At 42.0% G+C, this 17070-nt stretch carries 16 protein-coding genes; 12 read left to right on the forward strand and 4 right to left on the reverse strand.

Features of this window, described 5'->3' with window-relative positions; all coding sequences use genetic code 11:
* The first annotated feature begins 15 nt into the window (after positions 1-15).
* The 3 genes from argB to argH are packed head-to-tail and all read left to right on the forward strand — an operon-like array spanning position 16 to position 3245.
* Positions 16-810: an acetylglutamate kinase gene (gene argB / locus CGB83_RS19810; RefSeq protein ID WP_100077391.1), complete on the forward strand. Its 795-nt coding sequence runs from the start codon at positions 16-18 to the stop codon at positions 808-810.
* Positions 785-1909, forward strand: coding sequence for a M20 family metallo-hydrolase (locus CGB83_RS19815; protein ID WP_100077392.1), 1125 nt, complete (start codon positions 785-787; stop codon positions 1907-1909). Before argB ends, CGB83_RS19815 begins: the two co-directional genes overlap by 26 nt.
* Positions 1910-1940: 31 nt before the next feature.
* The gene (gene argH / locus CGB83_RS19820; RefSeq protein ID WP_100077393.1) at positions 1941-3245 is read left to right on the forward strand and encodes an argininosuccinate lyase; all 1305 of its coding nucleotides are present in this window, start codon (positions 1941-1943) and stop codon (positions 3243-3245) included.
* Positions 3246-3343: 98 nt separating this feature from the next.
* On the opposite strand, the gene CGB83_RS19825 is transcribed toward argH, so the two are convergent.
* Positions 3344-3805: an Lrp/AsnC family transcriptional regulator gene (locus CGB83_RS19825; protein WP_100077394.1), complete on the reverse strand. Its 462-nt coding sequence runs from the start codon at positions 3803-3805 to the stop codon at positions 3344-3346.
* A 243-nt stretch (positions 3806-4048) separates the two neighbouring features.
* Between CGB83_RS19825 and CGB83_RS19830 the strand changes: the two genes are divergently transcribed.
* The 8 genes from CGB83_RS19830 to CGB83_RS19865 all read left to right on the forward strand — a co-directional run bounded on the left by CGB83_RS19830 (position 4049) and on the right by CGB83_RS19865 (position 12713).
* The gene (locus CGB83_RS19830; protein ID WP_100077395.1) at positions 4049-4939 is read left to right on the forward strand and encodes an aspartate carbamoyltransferase catalytic subunit; all 891 of its coding nucleotides are present in this window, start codon (positions 4049-4051) and stop codon (positions 4937-4939) included.
* A gap of 113 nt (positions 4940-5052) precedes the next feature.
* Positions 5053-6126 (forward strand): carbamoyl phosphate synthase small subunit, encoded by a 1074-nt coding sequence (locus CGB83_RS19835; protein ID WP_100077396.1) that lies wholly within the window; start codon positions 5053-5055, stop codon positions 6124-6126.
* A 49-nt stretch (positions 6127-6175) separates the two neighbouring features.
* Positions 6176-6526, forward strand: coding sequence for a four helix bundle protein (locus CGB83_RS19840; protein ID WP_100077397.1), 351 nt, complete (start codon positions 6176-6178; stop codon positions 6524-6526).
* Between the two features lie 57 nt (positions 6527-6583).
* Positions 6584-9766: a carbamoyl-phosphate synthase large subunit gene (carB, locus tag CGB83_RS19845; protein WP_100077398.1), complete on the forward strand. Its 3183-nt coding sequence runs from the start codon at positions 6584-6586 to the stop codon at positions 9764-9766.
* Positions 9767-10632: 866 nt separating this feature from the next.
* Positions 10633-11238 carry a DUF2911 domain-containing protein gene (locus CGB83_RS19850; protein ID WP_100077399.1) on the forward strand — a complete coding sequence of 202 codons (606 nt, stop codon included), beginning with the start codon at positions 10633-10635 and terminating at the stop codon, positions 11236-11238.
* A 31-nt stretch (positions 11239-11269) separates the two neighbouring features.
* Positions 11270-11797: a GNAT family N-acetyltransferase gene (locus CGB83_RS19855; protein WP_100077400.1), complete on the forward strand. Its 528-nt coding sequence runs from the start codon at positions 11270-11272 to the stop codon at positions 11795-11797.
* The gene (locus CGB83_RS19860; protein WP_100077401.1) at positions 11794-12165 is read left to right on the forward strand and encodes a cupin domain-containing protein; all 372 of its coding nucleotides are present in this window, start codon (positions 11794-11796) and stop codon (positions 12163-12165) included. The genes CGB83_RS19855 and CGB83_RS19860 overlap by 4 nt, the downstream gene beginning before the upstream one ends.
* A 167-nt stretch (positions 12166-12332) precedes the next feature.
* Positions 12333-12713 carry a PEGA domain-containing protein gene (locus tag CGB83_RS19865; protein WP_100077402.1) on the forward strand — a complete coding sequence of 127 codons (381 nt, stop codon included), beginning with the start codon at positions 12333-12335 and terminating at the stop codon, positions 12711-12713.
* Positions 12714-12798: 85 nt separating this feature from the next.
* Here CGB83_RS19865 and CGB83_RS19870 read toward each other — a convergent pair whose 3' ends face one another.
* From CGB83_RS19870 to CGB83_RS19880, 3 genes are read right to left on the reverse strand one after another with little or no spacing between them, the layout of a single operon-like run.
* On the reverse strand, positions 12799-13542 hold the full coding sequence (locus CGB83_RS19870; RefSeq protein ID WP_100077403.1) for a dienelactone hydrolase family protein: 744 nt from the start codon (positions 13540-13542) through the stop codon (positions 12799-12801).
* Positions 13543-13569: 27 nt separating this feature from the next.
* Complete coding sequence (locus tag CGB83_RS19875) at positions 13570-14187, reverse strand: HAD family hydrolase (RefSeq protein ID WP_100077404.1); 618 nt, start codon at positions 14185-14187, stop codon at positions 13570-13572.
* A gap of 32 nt (positions 14188-14219) precedes the next feature.
* The gene (locus tag CGB83_RS19880; RefSeq protein ID WP_100077405.1) at positions 14220-14648 is read right to left on the reverse strand and encodes a type I restriction enzyme HsdR N-terminal domain-containing protein; all 429 of its coding nucleotides are present in this window, start codon (positions 14646-14648) and stop codon (positions 14220-14222) included.
* 7 nt (positions 14649-14655) lie between these two features.
* Between CGB83_RS19880 and holA the strand changes: the two genes are divergently transcribed.
* Entirely contained in the window at positions 14656-15693 is a 1038-nt protein-coding gene (gene holA / locus CGB83_RS19885) for a DNA polymerase III subunit delta (RefSeq protein WP_100077406.1), read from the forward strand.
* The last annotated feature ends 1377 nt before the right edge of the window (positions 15694-17070 follow it).

Here is a 17070-nt window from a genome sequence, read left to right on the forward strand (position 1 = left end):
TATAAAGCATCAATAATGAAAGAAAAATTATACATTATCAAAATAGGCGGCGCGCTCATTGACGATGAAGAGCTGCTGGAACAATTCCTTGAGCAGTTTTCCGGAATCGAGGAAAAAAAAATCCTGGTTCACGGAGGCGGAAAGCTGGCCAATACATTAGCGGAAAAGCTGGGTATAGAACAGAAAATGGTCAATGGCAGGAGGATTACCGATAAAGATACGCTGGATATTGTTGCTATGGTGTATGCAGGAAGCATCAATAAAAATATTGTCGCGAAGCTTCAGCAAAAAAAATGCAAGGCAATAGGTTTTTCAGGGGCGGATGCAAATCTGATTAAAGCCAAAAAAAGAGCGCACGCAGAAATTGATTACGGATTTGTGGGCGATATTACCGAAAAAAGCGTCAACAGGAAAATAATCTCAAAATTGCTTAAGCTTGAGCTGGTTCCGGTATTTTCGGCTATCACCCATGATAAAAAAGGCCATCTTTTCAATACCAATGCGGATACTATTGCCTCAGTGCTTGCCCAGGCCTTGTCCGTGAAATATGATGTGGAGCTGTTGTACTGCTTTGATAAGGAGGGCGTTTTGGAAGATGTCAATAATCCTGAGTCCGTTATAAAGAATATATCTGAAGAGGAATTTTCCGCACTTAAAAATGAAGGGAAGCTGCATAAAGGAATTCTGCCTAAGCTGGAAAATGCCCTTGGAGCAGTGAAGAATAATGTGACGAAAGTATTCCTGATTAAAGAAACCGAACTTAAAAACCATATAGAAACCCATCATGCAGGAACTGAAATCTGTTTATAGTAAAGAAGAATTGCTGAATAACGCTGTTGAATTATTGAAAAAACTGATCGAGATCCCATCCTTCAGTAAAGATGAATTCAACACCTCTGTAGAGATTGAAGGTTTTTTTGCAAGGCACCATATCCCCACCAAACGTTTTAAAAACAATATCTGGGCCGTCAACAAAAATTTTGATGTTTTCAAACCCTCTATACTGCTGAATACCCATCATGATACGGTAAAGCCTAACAAGGCGTATACGATGGATCCTTTTGTACCGGTAGAGAAAGACGGTAAACTGTTCGGGCTCGGAAGCAATGATGCCGGAGCTTCCCTGGTTTCTATGGCGCAGGTTTTCCTGCATTTTTATGAGCAGGAAAACCTTGCATACAATCTGGTCATTGCCCTTACCGCTGAAGAAGAGATTTCAGGTTTTGACGGAATAGAAGCGCTGTATCCGCAACTCCCGAATGTTGAGCTGGCCATTGTAGGAGAGCCAACACAGATGAACCTTGCGATTGCTGAAAAAGGACTCCTGGTGATTGACGGTGAAATGAAAGGAACGGCTTCTCACGCTGCGCATCCCAATCCGGATAACTCAATCGTAAAATGCATGAAAGATCTTCAGCAGATCCTGGATTTCAGGTTTCCGAAGGTGTCTGAATATCTGGGAGAAGTGAAAATCACCCTGTCCGGAATTCATGCCGGGGTGCAGCACAATGTGGTTCCGGAATCCTGTTCGTTTACGCTTGATGTAAGGGTGACGGACGAATATTCCAACCGGGAAGCATTCGAGATCATCCAGTCACGGATGGAATCGGCTTTAACGGCCCGGTCTTTCAGGCTTAATTCGTCAAAGATCTCCATGGACCATCCTTTTGTGCAGGCAGGACTGGAAATCGGGAGGACTACTTATGGTTCGCCTACATCATCCGACCAGGCGATCATTCCCTGTACCTCGGTGAAGCTAGGGCCCGGAGACAGCACCCGATCCCATACTGCGGATGAATTTGTTTTCATCGATGAAATTGCAGAAGGGATCGATATTTACATCAGGATTTTGGAAAAGGTTTTGTACAGCACAGAGCAAAAACTACCAGAGCCGCAAACCGGTATCTGAGTTCCGGAATCAACCCCTAAATTAAAAGAATATGAAAAAAATATGGCAGAAAGACGATGCGGCCACCAATAAGCTCGTCAGTACATTTACAGTAGGCAAAGACCTTGAATTTGATGAGCGGCTGGCTAAATATGATGTTAAAGGTTCTATGGCCCACTGCACCATGCTGGCTGAAGTCGGCATCATTTCTCAGGAAGAATCCCAGCAGATGCTTGCCGTGCTGGAAGAGGTTTTACGGGATATCGAATCCGGTACATTTGAGATAGATCCCCGTGCAGAAGACATCCACTCTCAGATTGAATCTGTTTTGATTGAAAGATTAGGTGATACAGGAAAAAAAATCCATACGGCAAGATCACGGAATGACCAGGTTTTGCTGGATATAAAGCTCTATGTACTGGATGAAATCCGCGAGATTGCGGCGTTGACCGATGAGTTTTTTCAGTTGCTGATTAGGCTGGCGGAACAGCATAAAAATGTGTTGCTACCGGGGTATACCCACCTGCAGATCGCGATGCCTTCCTCTTTCGGGCTTTGGTTCGGGGCGTATGCTGAGGCTCTGCTGGATGATGCTGAACTGCTGTTTTCGGTAAAAAATATCATCAGCAAAAATCCTTTGGGATCCGCAGCAGGGTACGGTTCCTCATTCCCGATTGACCGGGAGAGTACAACCTATCATCTGGGGTTTCAGTCCATGAATTATAATTCTGTCTACGCTCAGATGACCCGAGGTAAAACTGAGAAATTACTGGCTATGGCTATGGCTGCAATAGCAGGGACGCTGGGGAAATTTGCCTACGACGTATGTTTATATTTAAGCCAGAATTTTGATTTCATCAGTTTTCCGAAAGAGTTCACCACCGGAAGCAGTATTATGCCGCATAAGAAAAACCCGGACATCTTTGAACTTGTCCGCGCACGGTGCAACAGGATCCAGTCCCTCCCGAATGAGTTCATCCTGCTGACGAATAACCTACCTTCAGGATACCATCGAGATATGCAGCTGACCAAAGAGATCCTTTTCCCGGCCATTGACTCCTTGAAAGAATGTCTGGAAATCCTCAATTATACATTGCCGAATATCCAGGTGAAAGACGGGATCCTGGAGGATGAAAAGTACAAATACCTGTTCAGTGTGGAAAAGATCAATGAAGAGGTGAAGAACGGAAGTTCGTTCCGGGATGCCTATGTTAAGGTCGGACAGGAAATTGAAAATAATGCATTTGATTTTGAGGCACGGGAACTGCACCATACCCATCAGGGAAGCATAGGGAACCTGTGCCTGGATAAAATTGAATACCAGTTTAATAAAGTGAAGAATAAATTGCTGGGATGATGATCAGGAATTGTATCATATAATAGGTTATTAATCCAAATGAAGCCCTACATGGTTTTTCAGCAGCATGTAACCCCTATATGCACTGGATTGTACAATTATTCCAGGTCAATCTTAAATCGCGTCGATTTTTTCACCTCGTGCAATACGATAGAGCTGTGGTACTGACCTATATTCGGGATGTTGGAAATAACGTTTACGGCAAAGTCATTATAGGAATTAATGTCTTTGGCAATAATCTTCAGCATATAATCATATTCACCGGAAAGACTGATGATTTCCTGTACCTCGTCGTATTTGCCGATGTTTTTTTCAAAGGTTTCCAGGACTTTCTTCGACTGCTCTTTCAGGCGGACATTACAGTAGACAACGATATTCAGTCCCAGTTTTTCGCGGTTCAGGAGCCCGACATATTTTTCTATGATGCCCTGTTTTTCAAGCTGCTTGATGCGCTCGTAGGTAGGGGTGAAAGTAAGGCCTATTTTTTCCGAAATCTCTTTAACAGATAGGGTAGAATCATTCTGGATGATACTAAGAATCATTTTGTCTTTTAAGTCCATAAATTAAGAATAACAAGGGGTGGCAACAAAAGTATTAAGAAAAAATGAAATAAAATTGATAAATTTCTTTAAATTATTGTCATATGATTTTGCAGTTTTCGCTCTTTGTTGTATCTTTGCACCTAATGAATAACACAGTATTTATATCATTAGAATTACCGGGCGAAGACGCCCTTTACGATATTTATTTATTTTAAGCGAAGATATTTTCTTCGCTTTTTTTTTGTAAAAAAATTAGAAATTATGTTTACGATTACAGAACTAAGTACAGAGAGGATCAACCGTATAGTGAAAGAAGCATTGGCATTTGCAGAAGGGAAGACTGCCAGAATTGAAGGCGAGGTTTTCTGTTCCAACCTATTCTTTGAAGACAGCACCAGGACCAAGACCAGCTTTGATATTGCCGAAAGGAAATTAGGCTTGCAGGTGGTTCCGTTTGATGCTTCCAACAGTTCGGTAAACAAAGGAGAAAGCTTATACGATACGGTAAAAACGCTTGAAAGCCTTGGGGTCAACCTGGTTGTGATCAGAGATAAAAAAGACCGGTACTTTGATGAGCTGAAAAACATCAGGATTCCTGTAATCAACGGAGGAGACGGAACCGGGAACCACCCGTCGCAGTGTATGCTTGACCTGATGACCATTTACCAGGAATTCGGGAAGTTCGAAGGCCTTAAAGTAGGCATCGTAGGCGATGTAAAACACAGCAGGGTAGCCAATTCCAATGCAGAAGCCCTGAGAAGGCTGGGTGCAAAAGTTTACTTTTCAGGTCCTGAGCAATGGTTCGATGAAGGAGCACTGATCAACGGAACCTATCTAAGCGTTGATGAAATGATCCATGAAGTGGATGTGCTGATGCTGCTGAGGATACAGCACGAAAGGCACGATGCTAAAATGAGTTTCTCCGCTGCCGAATACCACAGAAAATACGGATTGACGAAAGAAAGAGAGAAAACAATGAAGAAGGAAGCGATCATCATGCATCCGGCACCGATCAACAGGGGAGTGGAAATTGATTCCGACCTGGTGGAATGCGAACGCTCAAGAGTCTTCAGGCAAATGCAGAACGGCGTCTTCGCAAGAATGGCGATTTTAAAAGAGGCACTGGAGAAAGAGGGACATACATTTAAATAACTGTAAAATGTATGATGTACAATGTATATAGATGTCAAAACGATTAAAATACATTCTACATCTTACAACCGACATAGTACAAGATAAAAAATAATAAGAGATAAAAGTTTACAATGAAGAAAAAATTAATACTGGAGTCCGGTGAAGTGTTTCATGGAAAAGGTTTCGGAGCAGAGTTGGAAACGGCAGGAGAAGTGGTTTTCAATACCGGAATGACAGGGTATCAGGAACTTATTTCCGACCCTTCCTACTGCGGACAGATCGTCTGCATGACGTATCCGCTTATCGGTAATTATGGTATTAACCGTGACGATTATGAGAGTATTGAGCCGGCTATCAAAGGGCTGATCGTAAAAGAACTCTGCGATTTCCCATCCAATTTCCGTACTCAGATTACACTGGATGAACTGTTTAAAAAGAAGAACCTTTCCGGAATTTCCGGCATCGACACCAGAAGGCTGACAAGAGTACTCCGTAACCACGGAGTGGTAAAAGGTAAGATCGTGAATGCCGATGCAGATGAACATGCAGTCGTTTCAGAACTGGCATCAACCACATTCCCTACCAACCAGGTGGAAATGGTGTCTACCAAAACGTCTTACGCCAATCCGGGAAGAGGTTTAAAAGTGGTATTGGTGGATTTCGGTTCCAAATTGGGGATCATCCGCGAACTCTCCCAGAGAAATTGCGACATCACCGTGGTCTCCCAGGATGTGACGGCAGAAGAAATCTTATTGATGGATCCGGATGGAGTCATGTTGTCCAACGGTCCCGGCGATCCTGAAGACAACCAGCATGCCCTGGAAATGATCCGCGGACTTTTAGGTAAAGTTCCGATCTTCGGAATCTGCTTAGGTCACCAGCTGATCGGTTTGGCCTGCGGTGCAAAAACATTCAAGCTGAAATTCGGACACAGAGGAGGAAACCATCCTGTTTTGGATTTGGAGAAAAACAAAGTGGCGATCACTTCCCAGAACCACGGATATGCGGTAGATCAGGAAAGTTTAACAGGAACAGATTTAATTGAAACACACATCGCGCTGAACGACAGAACCAACGAAGGATTAAAACACAAAATCCACCCTTGCTTCTCCGTACAGTACCACCCGGAAGCAAGCCCGGGCCCGGAGGATGCGAATTATCTGTTTGATGATTTTATTCAGATGATGGAGGATTTTAAGAAGTAAGCAAAGAACCAAGAAGCTAGACACAAGAATCAAGATTAACAGATTACAGATGCATCATTTTGAAAAATTATTGTTTTGGCAGAAATCTATGGTATTAGCGAAAAATATTTATTTAGCCTGCCAAAGAATTCATAATGATGAAAAATTTGGATTGATTTCTCAAATTAAAAGGTCTGTTGTATCTATTCCATCGAATATTGCTGAAGGTTCAGGCAGAAATAGTGATAAAGAATTTAATCATTTTCTGGCAATTGCTTTAGGATCTGCATTTGAATTGCAGACACAGTTGATACTGACTAAAGAGTTAAATCTTTTACCTGAAGACGAAGTCAATGCTTTATTAGGTGATGTTGCTGAAGTTCAACGAATGATTTATTCATTTAAAAATAATTTAAAATAAAAAGTCTAAGATCTTGGCTCCTGGTTCTTGAATCTTGACTCTCTAATAAAAATAAAAATGGCAAAACGTACAGATATAAAAACAATTTTAGTAATCGGTTCCGGGCCTATCATCATTGGTCAGGCGGCAGAATTTGATTATGCGGGAACACAGGCTTGTCTGTCTCTGAGAGAAGAAGGCTACAAGGTAATTTTGATCAACTCCAATCCTGCAACCATCATGACGGATGTGGAAATCGCAGATAAAGTGTATATCGAGCCGATTTCCCTGCAATTTGTAAGTCACATCATCAGAAAAGAGCGTCCGGATGCACTTTTACCAACTCTTGGCGGACAGACCGGACTGAATATGGCGGTAGAGCTGGAGAAATCAGGAATCCTTGAAGAGTGTAAAGTGGAGGTTTTGGGAACAAAGCTTTCGGCTATCAACAGGGCGGAAGACAGGGACCTGTTCCGTGAACTGATGAGAGAGCTGAATGAACCTGTTCCTGAATCGGATATTGTAAATACTGTAGAGGGGGCCTTAAGTTTTGCAGAAGAAATAGGGTATCCTGTAATTGTCCGTCCAGCATTCACGATGGGTGGAACAGGAGGTGGAATAGCTTCTAATGAAACGGAACTGAAAGAAATTGCGGAACTAGGATTAAAATACAGTCCTGTAACGCAGTGTCTTATTGAACGGTCCATCGCAGGCTTCAAGGAAATTGAATACGAGGTGATGCGTGATGCCAACGACAATGCGATTGTGGTGTGTAACATGGAAAACATTGACCCGGTGGGCGTGCATACCGGAGATTCCATCGTGGTTGCGCCTTCCCAGACACTTTCCGACAGGGAATACCAATTGCTGAGAAATGCTTCCCTGAAAATCATCAGGGCACTGGGAATTGAAGGAGGATGTAACGTGCAGCTGGCTTTAGACCCGCATTCATTCGACTATTACATCATCGAGGTAAACCCAAGGGTTTCCCGTTCATCCGCTTTGGCATCAAAAGCAACCGGTTACCCGATCGCAAAGATTGCTGCGAAAATCGCGGTAGGACTTACCCTTGACGAAATTATGAACCCGGTAACCGGGAAGACATACGCCTGCTTTGAACCGGCTCTGGACTATGTGGTAACAAAATTCCCAAGGTTCCCGTTCGATAAATTTGAAACGGCAGACAGGAGATTATCTACCCAGATGAAAGCAACCGGTGAAGTAATGGCTATCGGAAGAAACTTCGAGGAATCTCTACAGAAAGCCATTCGTTCCCTGGAAACCGGCATCAGGCATTTAGGGCTGAAAACCAAACAGACCTTGGCATTGACGGCGGAAGAAATCGAAAGAAGGATCAGGGTGTGCGATGATGAAAGGTTATTCATCATCGGTGATGCTTTACGAAAAGGATACGACTGGGAACAGATCGTGGAATGGAGCAAAATCGATAAGTTCTTCATCTGGAAGTTGAAAAAGCTGGTCGATTTCGAACAAACGATTGTCAACAACAAATTTGACAAAGAAACATTAATTGAAGCTAAGAAACTAGGCTTTGCGGATCTAAATATTGCCCACCTTTGGGAGATTACCCAAAGAGAAGTATTCAATTTCAGAAAAGAAAACGGAATCATGCCGGTGTATAAGATGGTAGATACCTGCGCCGCTGAATTTGAATCTGAAACTCCATATTTCTATGGAACGTACGAAGAAGAAAACGAAAGCGTGGTTTCAGACAAAGAGAAAATCATCGTACTGGGTTCCGGACCGATCAGGATCGGGCAGGGAGTTGAGTTTGATTATGCGACGGTTCACTCAGTTTGGGCGATCAAAGAAATGGGCTACGAAGCGATCATCATCAACAACAACCCGGAAACGGTTTCCACCGACTTTTCGATTTCGGATAAACTGTATTTCGAGCCGCTGACAGAAGAAGATGTCATGAACATTATCGAGCTGGAAAAACCGAAAGGGGTTGTGGTACAGTTCGGGGGCCAGACCGCGATCAACCTGGCTGATAAATTAGCTTCACATGGTGTTCAGATTTTAGGGACTACCCTGGAAGACCTGGACAGAGCAGAAAACAGGGATAAGTTTGAAAAAGCGCTTCAGGAAATGCAGATTCCTCAGCCGCTCGGGAAAACATCCGTTTCTAAAGAAGAAGCGATCAAAATTGCCAATGAAATCGGATATCCGGTATTGGTTCGCCCGAGTTATGTACTGGGAGGCCGTGCCATGGAAATCGTGTACACGGAAACAGAACTCGCCCATTACATGGAAAACGCAGTGGAGGCTAGTCCTAAACATCCGGTACTGGTTGACAAATATATGGTTGGAAAAGAAGTAGAGGTAGATGCCATCTGCGACGGTGAAACGGTAGTGATTCCGGGAATCATGGAGCACATCGAGAGAGCAGGGGTGCACTCCGGAGATTCTATCGCAGTATATCCTCCGCAGAATATTTCGCAGGGGGAAATTGATACGCTGGTAGATTACACCAAAAGACTGGCTAAAGGACTTAATGTAGTAGGACTTATGAATATCCAGTATGTCCTGTTTGAAGGGAATGTCTATGTCATCGAAGTTAACCCTCGTTCATCCAGAACCGTTCCTTTCTTATCTAAAATCACGGAGGTTCCGATGGCTAACCTGGCTACCAAAGCCATTCTGGGCCAGAAATTGAAAGATCTCGGCTACGAAAGCGGCCTGGTTCCGAAAAAAGAAGGCGTTTTCGTAAAAGTTCCGGTATTCTCTTTCTCAAAACTGACGAAGGTGGATATCTCTTTAGGCCCTGAAATGAAATCGACCGGAGAAGTAATGGGTAAAGATACCACGCTGGAGAAAGCCCTTTACAAAGGACTGGTAGCAGCAGGAAGAAAAGTGCCGATGCACGGCTCCATCCTGTTCACGGTAGCGGATAAGCATAAGCAGGAAGCTGCTGATCTGGCGGCCAGGTTCCATGAAGTAGGTTTCAGGATCTGGGCAACGGAAGGGACTGCCAGATTCTTTGAAGAAAAAGGGATTCCTTGCAAAATAGGATATAAAATAGGAGAAGAAGATGTGAATCTGATTGACCTGATCCAGAAAGGAAAAGTACAGTATGTAGTCAATACCATGACCAAAGGGAAACGGGCTGAAAGAGACGGATTCCAGATCAGAAGGATGAGCGTTGAAAACGGCGTTCCTTGTCTGACCTCCATGGACACGGTAGAAGCCATCCTGAAAGTGATTGAAAGCATGAGCTTCAAGATGGAAACCATGTAAATACTATCCTGAATATAATACTAAAGCACTGTCAATTTGACGGTGCTTTTTGTTTGAAATAAGGCGTGGTGTAAATTATAGATGAGATAAATGATAGACGGATAGATTATAGATGATAGACGTTGAAGGTTGAATTTTAGATTATAGATTTTAAATTTTGGATTTTGGATTTTGGATCTTGCGAAATATTGATTAACCAACTATCAAATCGACCTAGGAAAGAAAGGTGTTAAGAAAATGAAGGCTGTGAACGTTAAGAAAATTCTTCTGTCCGAAGCGCGGCACAAGAACTTCAGAGACAGTGCTCTTGGTTAATCCGCGCAAGTTTAGAATTTTTAGTGAACAGTCTTTATTTTTAGCCTTTCTTTCCAGTCTTGATCTTTTGTTTCTTTTGTATCAAGACAAAAGAAAAGAAAATGAGCTATTAGATTTTAGATGAGAGATGATAGACAGAGAGATGATAGACAAGGACTTTGACTTTTAGATTTTAGATTATGAATCTTGGCAGATGATGATTAACAGACTTTAAACTACGACCTAGGAAAGAAAGGCGTTAAAAAAATAAAGGCTGTGAACGTTAAGAAAATTCTTCTGTCCGAAGCGCGGGCGCAAAAATTTCAAAGACAGTGCCCATAGCTGATCCGCGCAAGTTTAGAATTTTTAGAGCACAGCATTTATTTTTAGCCTTTCTTTCCAGTCTTGATCTTTTGTTTCTTTTGTATCAAGACAAAAGAAAAAGAAATAAGCTAGAAATTTTAGATTTTAGATTTTGAATTATGGATTTTGAATCTTGAAATGTAAAATTACTGCTGTAACAGCAGCCATATTCTTTTTTGAATTCGTATTTTTAAACAAAAATTTATCACGTGAAGAAGTTATTATTTGCAGTTTGTGTATCAGCGTCAGCATTAAGTTTTGCCCAGGATTATTCGGTGCCGGCGGCAAGCCCGCGACAGAAGGTGGAGCAGCAGTTTTCCATGTCCAAGATTACGGTGGATTACGGAAGGCCGGGTGTAAAAGGAAGAAAGATCTTCGGAGAACTGGTGCCTTACGGGCAGGTTTGGAGGGCGGGAGCCAACTCATCTACGAAAATTACGTTCGGGCAGTCGGTGAATTTTGGTGGTAAAATCGTTCAGGCAGGAACGTACGGATTATTCATTGTTCCTACTGAAAAAGAATGGAAAGTGATCCTTAACAAAGACTTCCAGCAGTGGGGTGCCTATACCTACGATCCTAAACAGGATGTGGTTGATATATCGGTCCCGGTCAATAAACTGGCAGACAAGCAGGAGTGGTTTGAGATTACCCTGAACCCAACCGATGAGAATTCAGGTAACCTGGTGATTAAATGGGATATGGCAGTGGCAGAAGTTCCTATTAAGCCGGCAAAACCTGAAGCAGTGACCAAAATTGCAGACAAACTGAAAGAAATTAAAAAAATCGAAGCTGAGGCAGCCAAAACAAAAGGTTAGGCATTATTTTAATAAAAAACAACACATACAGATGAAATTTTCAGTGCAGAACATCCTGGAAAATCAGGACTATCAGTTAATCCCCTTAGAGGAAGGGGATTTTGAATCCTTATACAAAGTTGCTTCAGATCCCAGGGTCTGGGAACAGCATCCCAATAAAGACCGTTATAAGCGGGAAGTTTTTCAGAATTTCTTTGTTGGAGCGATGGAAAGCAAAGGAGCATTTAAAATTGTAGAGAAAGCAACCGGAAATGTGATCGGGAGCAGCCGATATTATGATTATAATGAAGATGACAACAGCATCTTTGTAGGCTATACATTCTACGGAACCGAATCCTGGGGAAAAGGGATCAACCCGCAGATCAAGAAGCTTATGCTCGATTATATCTTCCGGTTTGTGGATAAGGTTAATTTCCATGTAGGAAAAGATAATATGCGTTCCCGGACCGCAATGGAAAGGCTGGGCGCAGAAAATACCGGGGAACAGAAAGTAGCCTACTTCGGTGAACCGTCAAGGACAAATATTGTTTATCAAATCAAAAAAGAAAATTGGCTATGAAAAAGTATACTGTCCAGCAGAATCCTTTTGTAGTCCCCACTACAGATGGTAAGCTGATCGAAGAGCACTGGGGGAATTCAACGCAAAACCCGGAAGTATCCATTGCCCATATGGTTGCGCCAGCCGGATGGAGCGAACCGCATCAGACTCCGGAATTTGGTGAGTTTACCTTCATTATCTCCGGGAAAAAGCAGTTTGAAATCGATGGGGAGATTATTGTGCTGGAGAAAGGGCAGAGCATCAGGATTGGTAAAGGAGCGAGGGTGAGATACAGCAACCCTTTTCCTGAAGAATGTGAATACCTGTCGGTATGCCTTCCTGCATTTTCTATGGAATCGGTGCACAGAGAAGAAGAAGGGGTAGATTAAATCAAGCAATAATACTTGTTTAAATCACTTTTTTTAGATAAAAATTAGTTTTAATAAGCTTTAATCCAGCTATATAGCTCTTTTGTAGGGGTTTTTCATAGAATTATGTTTCAGAGCTGTGAATTATTTTGTATGTTCGCGGCTGAAAAACTGACAATTAATTCTGTATGAAAAACATTTTACCCGTTGCGCTTTTATTGGGCGCTGCTGTTTCTTTTACGTCCTGTGCAACCATTATTACCGGGACCAAAGATAAAATATCTTTTACCTCAACTCCGGAAGGTGCCAAAGTGATGCACAAAGGCATTGAAAAGTGTACGACGCCATGTACTGCTGAAATTCCGAGATCACTGAGCAGGCAGACGGTGACTTTCGAGAAAGAAGGATACATCAGCAAAGAAATGAAGCTTACCAAAACTTTTAATCCTGTAACCCTGGTTAATATTATTTTAGGCGGAGCCATAGGTGTGGGTATTGATGCGGCGACAGGATCACTGACCAAATATTCTCCTAAAGCCTATACCACAGAGCTGGAAGCAAAACAATAATCAGTTTAACAATACAGCAGTGTAACAATATACCAATGATGAAAATTGATGTATTGTTACACTGCTGCATTGATGTATTGCTACCTTATTTCAGGATTTCTTTCAGGAACATCAGCGTGTGGTTCCAAGCTCTTTTGGCCATGACCGGATTATAATCAGGCGACTTCGGATCCGTAAATGTGTGCTTGGAGTGGGCATAGGTAATGATCTGCCAGTCAGCATTTCCTTCATTCATCTCTTTTACCAGATTGTCATAATCTTCCCTGGAAACACTCTGGTCATCTGCCGGATGCTCGACCAGGATTTTTGCGGCCAGCGGTCCATTGGTTCTAGACTGGTCTTTGGCCAGGCTTCCGTGAATGGACACCGCACCTGCAACGGGAAATTTGCCCCTTGCAGATTCCAGGGCACCGGTTCCGCCGAAGCAATAACCGATAACGGCAATTTTTTCAGGAATGGCTCCACTTTTCTTCAGCTGTTCCAGTGCTAAGCTGATCCTTTTCTGATATGCTTCGTAATTCTGTTTGTAATACCCTGACATTTTTGCTGCTGCAGCATTGTCAGCCGGAACGTTTCCTACGCCGTAAATATCTGCAACAAACGCCACATACCCTTCTTTCTCCAGCTCTGCCGCTGCATTTCTGGCTTCATCATCAATGCCTTTCCATGCAGGAAGGATAAGGACGCCCGGAAGCTTTTTTCCGGCATTGGAGGTAACCAGTCCGCTGAGTTTCTGGGTGCCGTCCTGGTAGTTTACTGTTTTGAGCTTCTGGCTGAATACCGTTCCGGAAGCCATTAAAATTCCGGCTAATAATATCGAACGTATCATACTATAATTTGTGTGTTGATTGTGTTTCTACTGATCAAATTTTACGCCTAAATCCATCAGTTCTTTTTCCAGGTCTGTTTCAGGTGTGATATGCACCGTATGGAAACCCAGTGACTGTGCCATTTCGATGTTTCTGATATTATCATCGATGAACACGGATTCCTCTGCGCTGATCTGATACCGGTCCAGAAGCAGGTGCCATATTTTCGGATCCGGCTTGATGAGTTTTTCCGTTCCAGAAACGACAATCTTTCCTTTAAATAACTTGAAGAAATCGTAGTTTTCCAGTGCATAAGGAAACGTCTCATCAGACCAGTTGGTCAGCCCGAAAAGCTCATAATCGGTATTCCCTAGTTTTTTCAGCACTGCTACGTTGTGGGGGATATCGCTTTTCAGCATCACTGGCCAGTTATCATAATAGGCGCGGATTTCTTTTTCCCATTCCGGGAATTTCTTAATCTGGATTTCTGTTCCCTCAGCAAGCTTTCTCCCGCGGTCCTGTTCCTCGTTCCATTCCGTCTGGGCTATATGTTCCAGGAAATATTCCATCCTTTCATCATCATTGAAATACGTCTTAAAGAAATATCTTGGATTCCAGTCCATCAGGACTCCTCCGAAATCGAATATAATGTTTTTGATTGCCATAAGTATTGTTTAGTATAAATCTGTTGTGTTTTTTATGGTTTATAAAACCGGTACTGCCCGTCTTCATACCGCGCATGGATGTGGTGCAGTCCGTTAGTGAGTATAATTTCTTCCGCTCCGATGATCGAATTGTACCGGGCGGTCTGCTCAAATGTTTTTTCCGTTAACTTTACCTGGGGTGCCTTGCATTCCACCAGGATCTTAGGCTGTGTTTTTTCGGTTACCATCAGGTCAATTCTTTTGGTAAGTCCGTTCAATACAATCTTTTTCTCCGTGATCAGGGCCGATGCGGCATAGGATTTCACGGTAATGTAATAATGGATCCAGTGCTGCCGCACCCATTCTTCAGGCGTAAGCAAAAGGTAGGTTTTCCGGATGGGATCATAAATAAAAAACTTATCTTTGTCCTGCTTGAATTTAAAATCAAAAGTTTCCTGAAAATTCAGTTTTGGAAGTTCCATTAATACGATGAAAGAATTAGATTTAATCCTCAAAAATATTAAAAATAAAGAAGTTTTACCGATTTATTTTTTTCACGGAGAAGAGCCTTACTTTATTGATGTCGCTGTGAAAGCCCTGGAACACGACTTTCTTACCGAAGATGAAAAAGCCTTTAACCAGACCGTAGTCTACGGAAAAGATACCTCCTACCAGGACATCCTTTCACTGGCCCGCCAGTTTCCCATGATGGGGGATAAGCAAATGATCATTGTAAAGGAGGCCCAGGACCTCCGGCTGAATGATGAAGAGAACAGGATCCTGGAAGCCTATGTAGAAAACCCCGTTCCTTCCACCGTACTCGTATTCGCACACAAGCATAAAAAACTCGACAGCCGCAAAAAAGCAGCAAAAGCCCTGGATAAAGCCAAGGCACTCTTTCTCAGCGAATCTGTCAAAGAAAACAACCTTCCGAAATGGATTGCCGATGAATGTGCAAAGCTCAGCATAAAAACCGCCCCGAATATCGCTCACCTCCTTGCCGAATATATGGGGAACAACCTCTCCAGAATTGCCAATGAGCTGAATAAACTGAAGATCATCCTGAAAGAAGGGCAGGTGCTGGACGGAACCATCATTGAAAACCATATCGGGATCAGTAAAGAATACAATATTTTCGAACTTCAGAAAGCGTTGGGCACCAAAAATGCCAATGCAGCATTCCGGATTGCTTATTTTATGGGGAAAAACCCGAAAAACAATCCTTTCGTTATGATGCTGTCCAGCCTGTACAATTATTTTTCCAATGTCATCATCTACCAGACCATGACCGGCCAGCCACAGCAGGCCATTGCCTCCCAGATGGGCGTCCATCCTTATTTCCTTAAGGATTACGTAGAATCGGCCAGGCTGTACCCTCTGAAACATGCCACCAGGGTCATCTCTATCTTACGCGAGTTCGACATGAAAGGCAAAGGACTTGGCGCCGTGAATATGACGGAAGCTGAACTCATCAAGGAACTGGTGTATAAGATTATTCATGTGGATAGGATTAAGATGAAAGTGTAGAAGAGTCAAGAATCAAGAGTCAAGAATCAAGAGCCAAGAGTCAAGATTTTAGATTTTAGATGGGAGATAATAGATAATAGACGAATAGATAATAGATAATAGATGTCGGATCTTTAAATATCGATTATAAATCTTGAATTATAAATCTTAGATATCAAATCATTATTTTCCTACTTTTTTGTCTCGAAACTGAAAGTTCGATTCGCCTCGCGCTTCGGACAGAAGAATTTTCTTACCATTCACGGCCTTTATTTTCTTAACGCCTTTTTTTCCTATGTCATAGTGTAAAGTCTGTTAATCATCATTAGTCAAGATTCAAAATCCAAAATCCATAATTCAGCATTCAATATCCAAGATCTCTGTCTATCATCTATACGTCTATTGTCTTCATCTAAAATTTTCTACTTCCTTTTTCTTTTGCCTTGATGCAAAAGAAACAAAAGATCAAGACTGGAAAGAAAAGCTAAAAATAAATGCTGTGCTCTAAAAATTCTAAACTTGCGCGGATTGACTATGGGCACTGTCATTGAAGTTTTTGTGCCGCGCTTCGGACAGAAGAATTTTCTTAACGTTTACAGCCTTTATTTTCTTAACGCCTTTCTTTCCTAGGTCATAGTGTAAAGTCTGTTAATCATCATTAGTCAAGATTCAAAATCCAAAATCCATAATTCAGCATTCAATATCCAAGATCTCTGTCTATCATCTATACGTCTATTGTCTTCATCTAAAATTTTCTACTTCCTTTTTCTTTTGCCTTGATGCAAAAGAAACAAAAGATCAAGACTGGAAAGAAAAGCTAAAAATAAATGCTGTGCTCTAAAAATTCTAAACTTGCGCGGATTGACTATGGGCACTGTCATTGAAGTTTTTGTGCCGTGCTTCGGACAGAAGAATTTTTTTAACGTTCACAGCCTTTATTTTCTTAACGCCCTTCTTTCCTAGGTCATAGTGTAAAGTCTGTTAAAATTATTTTTAAAGATTCAAAATCCAAAATCCATAATTCAACATTTAAGATCCAAGATCTCTGTCTATCATCTATACGTCTATTGTCTTCATCTAAAATTTTCTACTTCCTTTTTCTTTTACCTTGATGCAAAAGAAACAAAAGATCAAGACTGGAAAGAAAAGCTAAAAATAAATGCTGTGCTCTAAAAATTCTAAACTTGCGCGGATTGACTATGGGCACTGTCATTGAAGTTTTTGTGCCGCGCTTCGGACAGAAGAATTTTCTTACCATTCACAGCCTTTATTTTCTTAACGCCTTTCTTTCCTAGGTCATAGTGTAAAGTCTGTTAATCATCATTAGTCAAGATTCAAAATCCAAAATCCATAATTCAGCATTCAATATCCAAGATCTCTGTCTATCATCTCTCCGTC

Source organism: Chryseobacterium camelliae (genome assembly GCF_002770595.1).
GTDB lineage: Bacteria > Bacteroidota > Bacteroidia > Flavobacteriales > Weeksellaceae > Chryseobacterium > Chryseobacterium camelliae.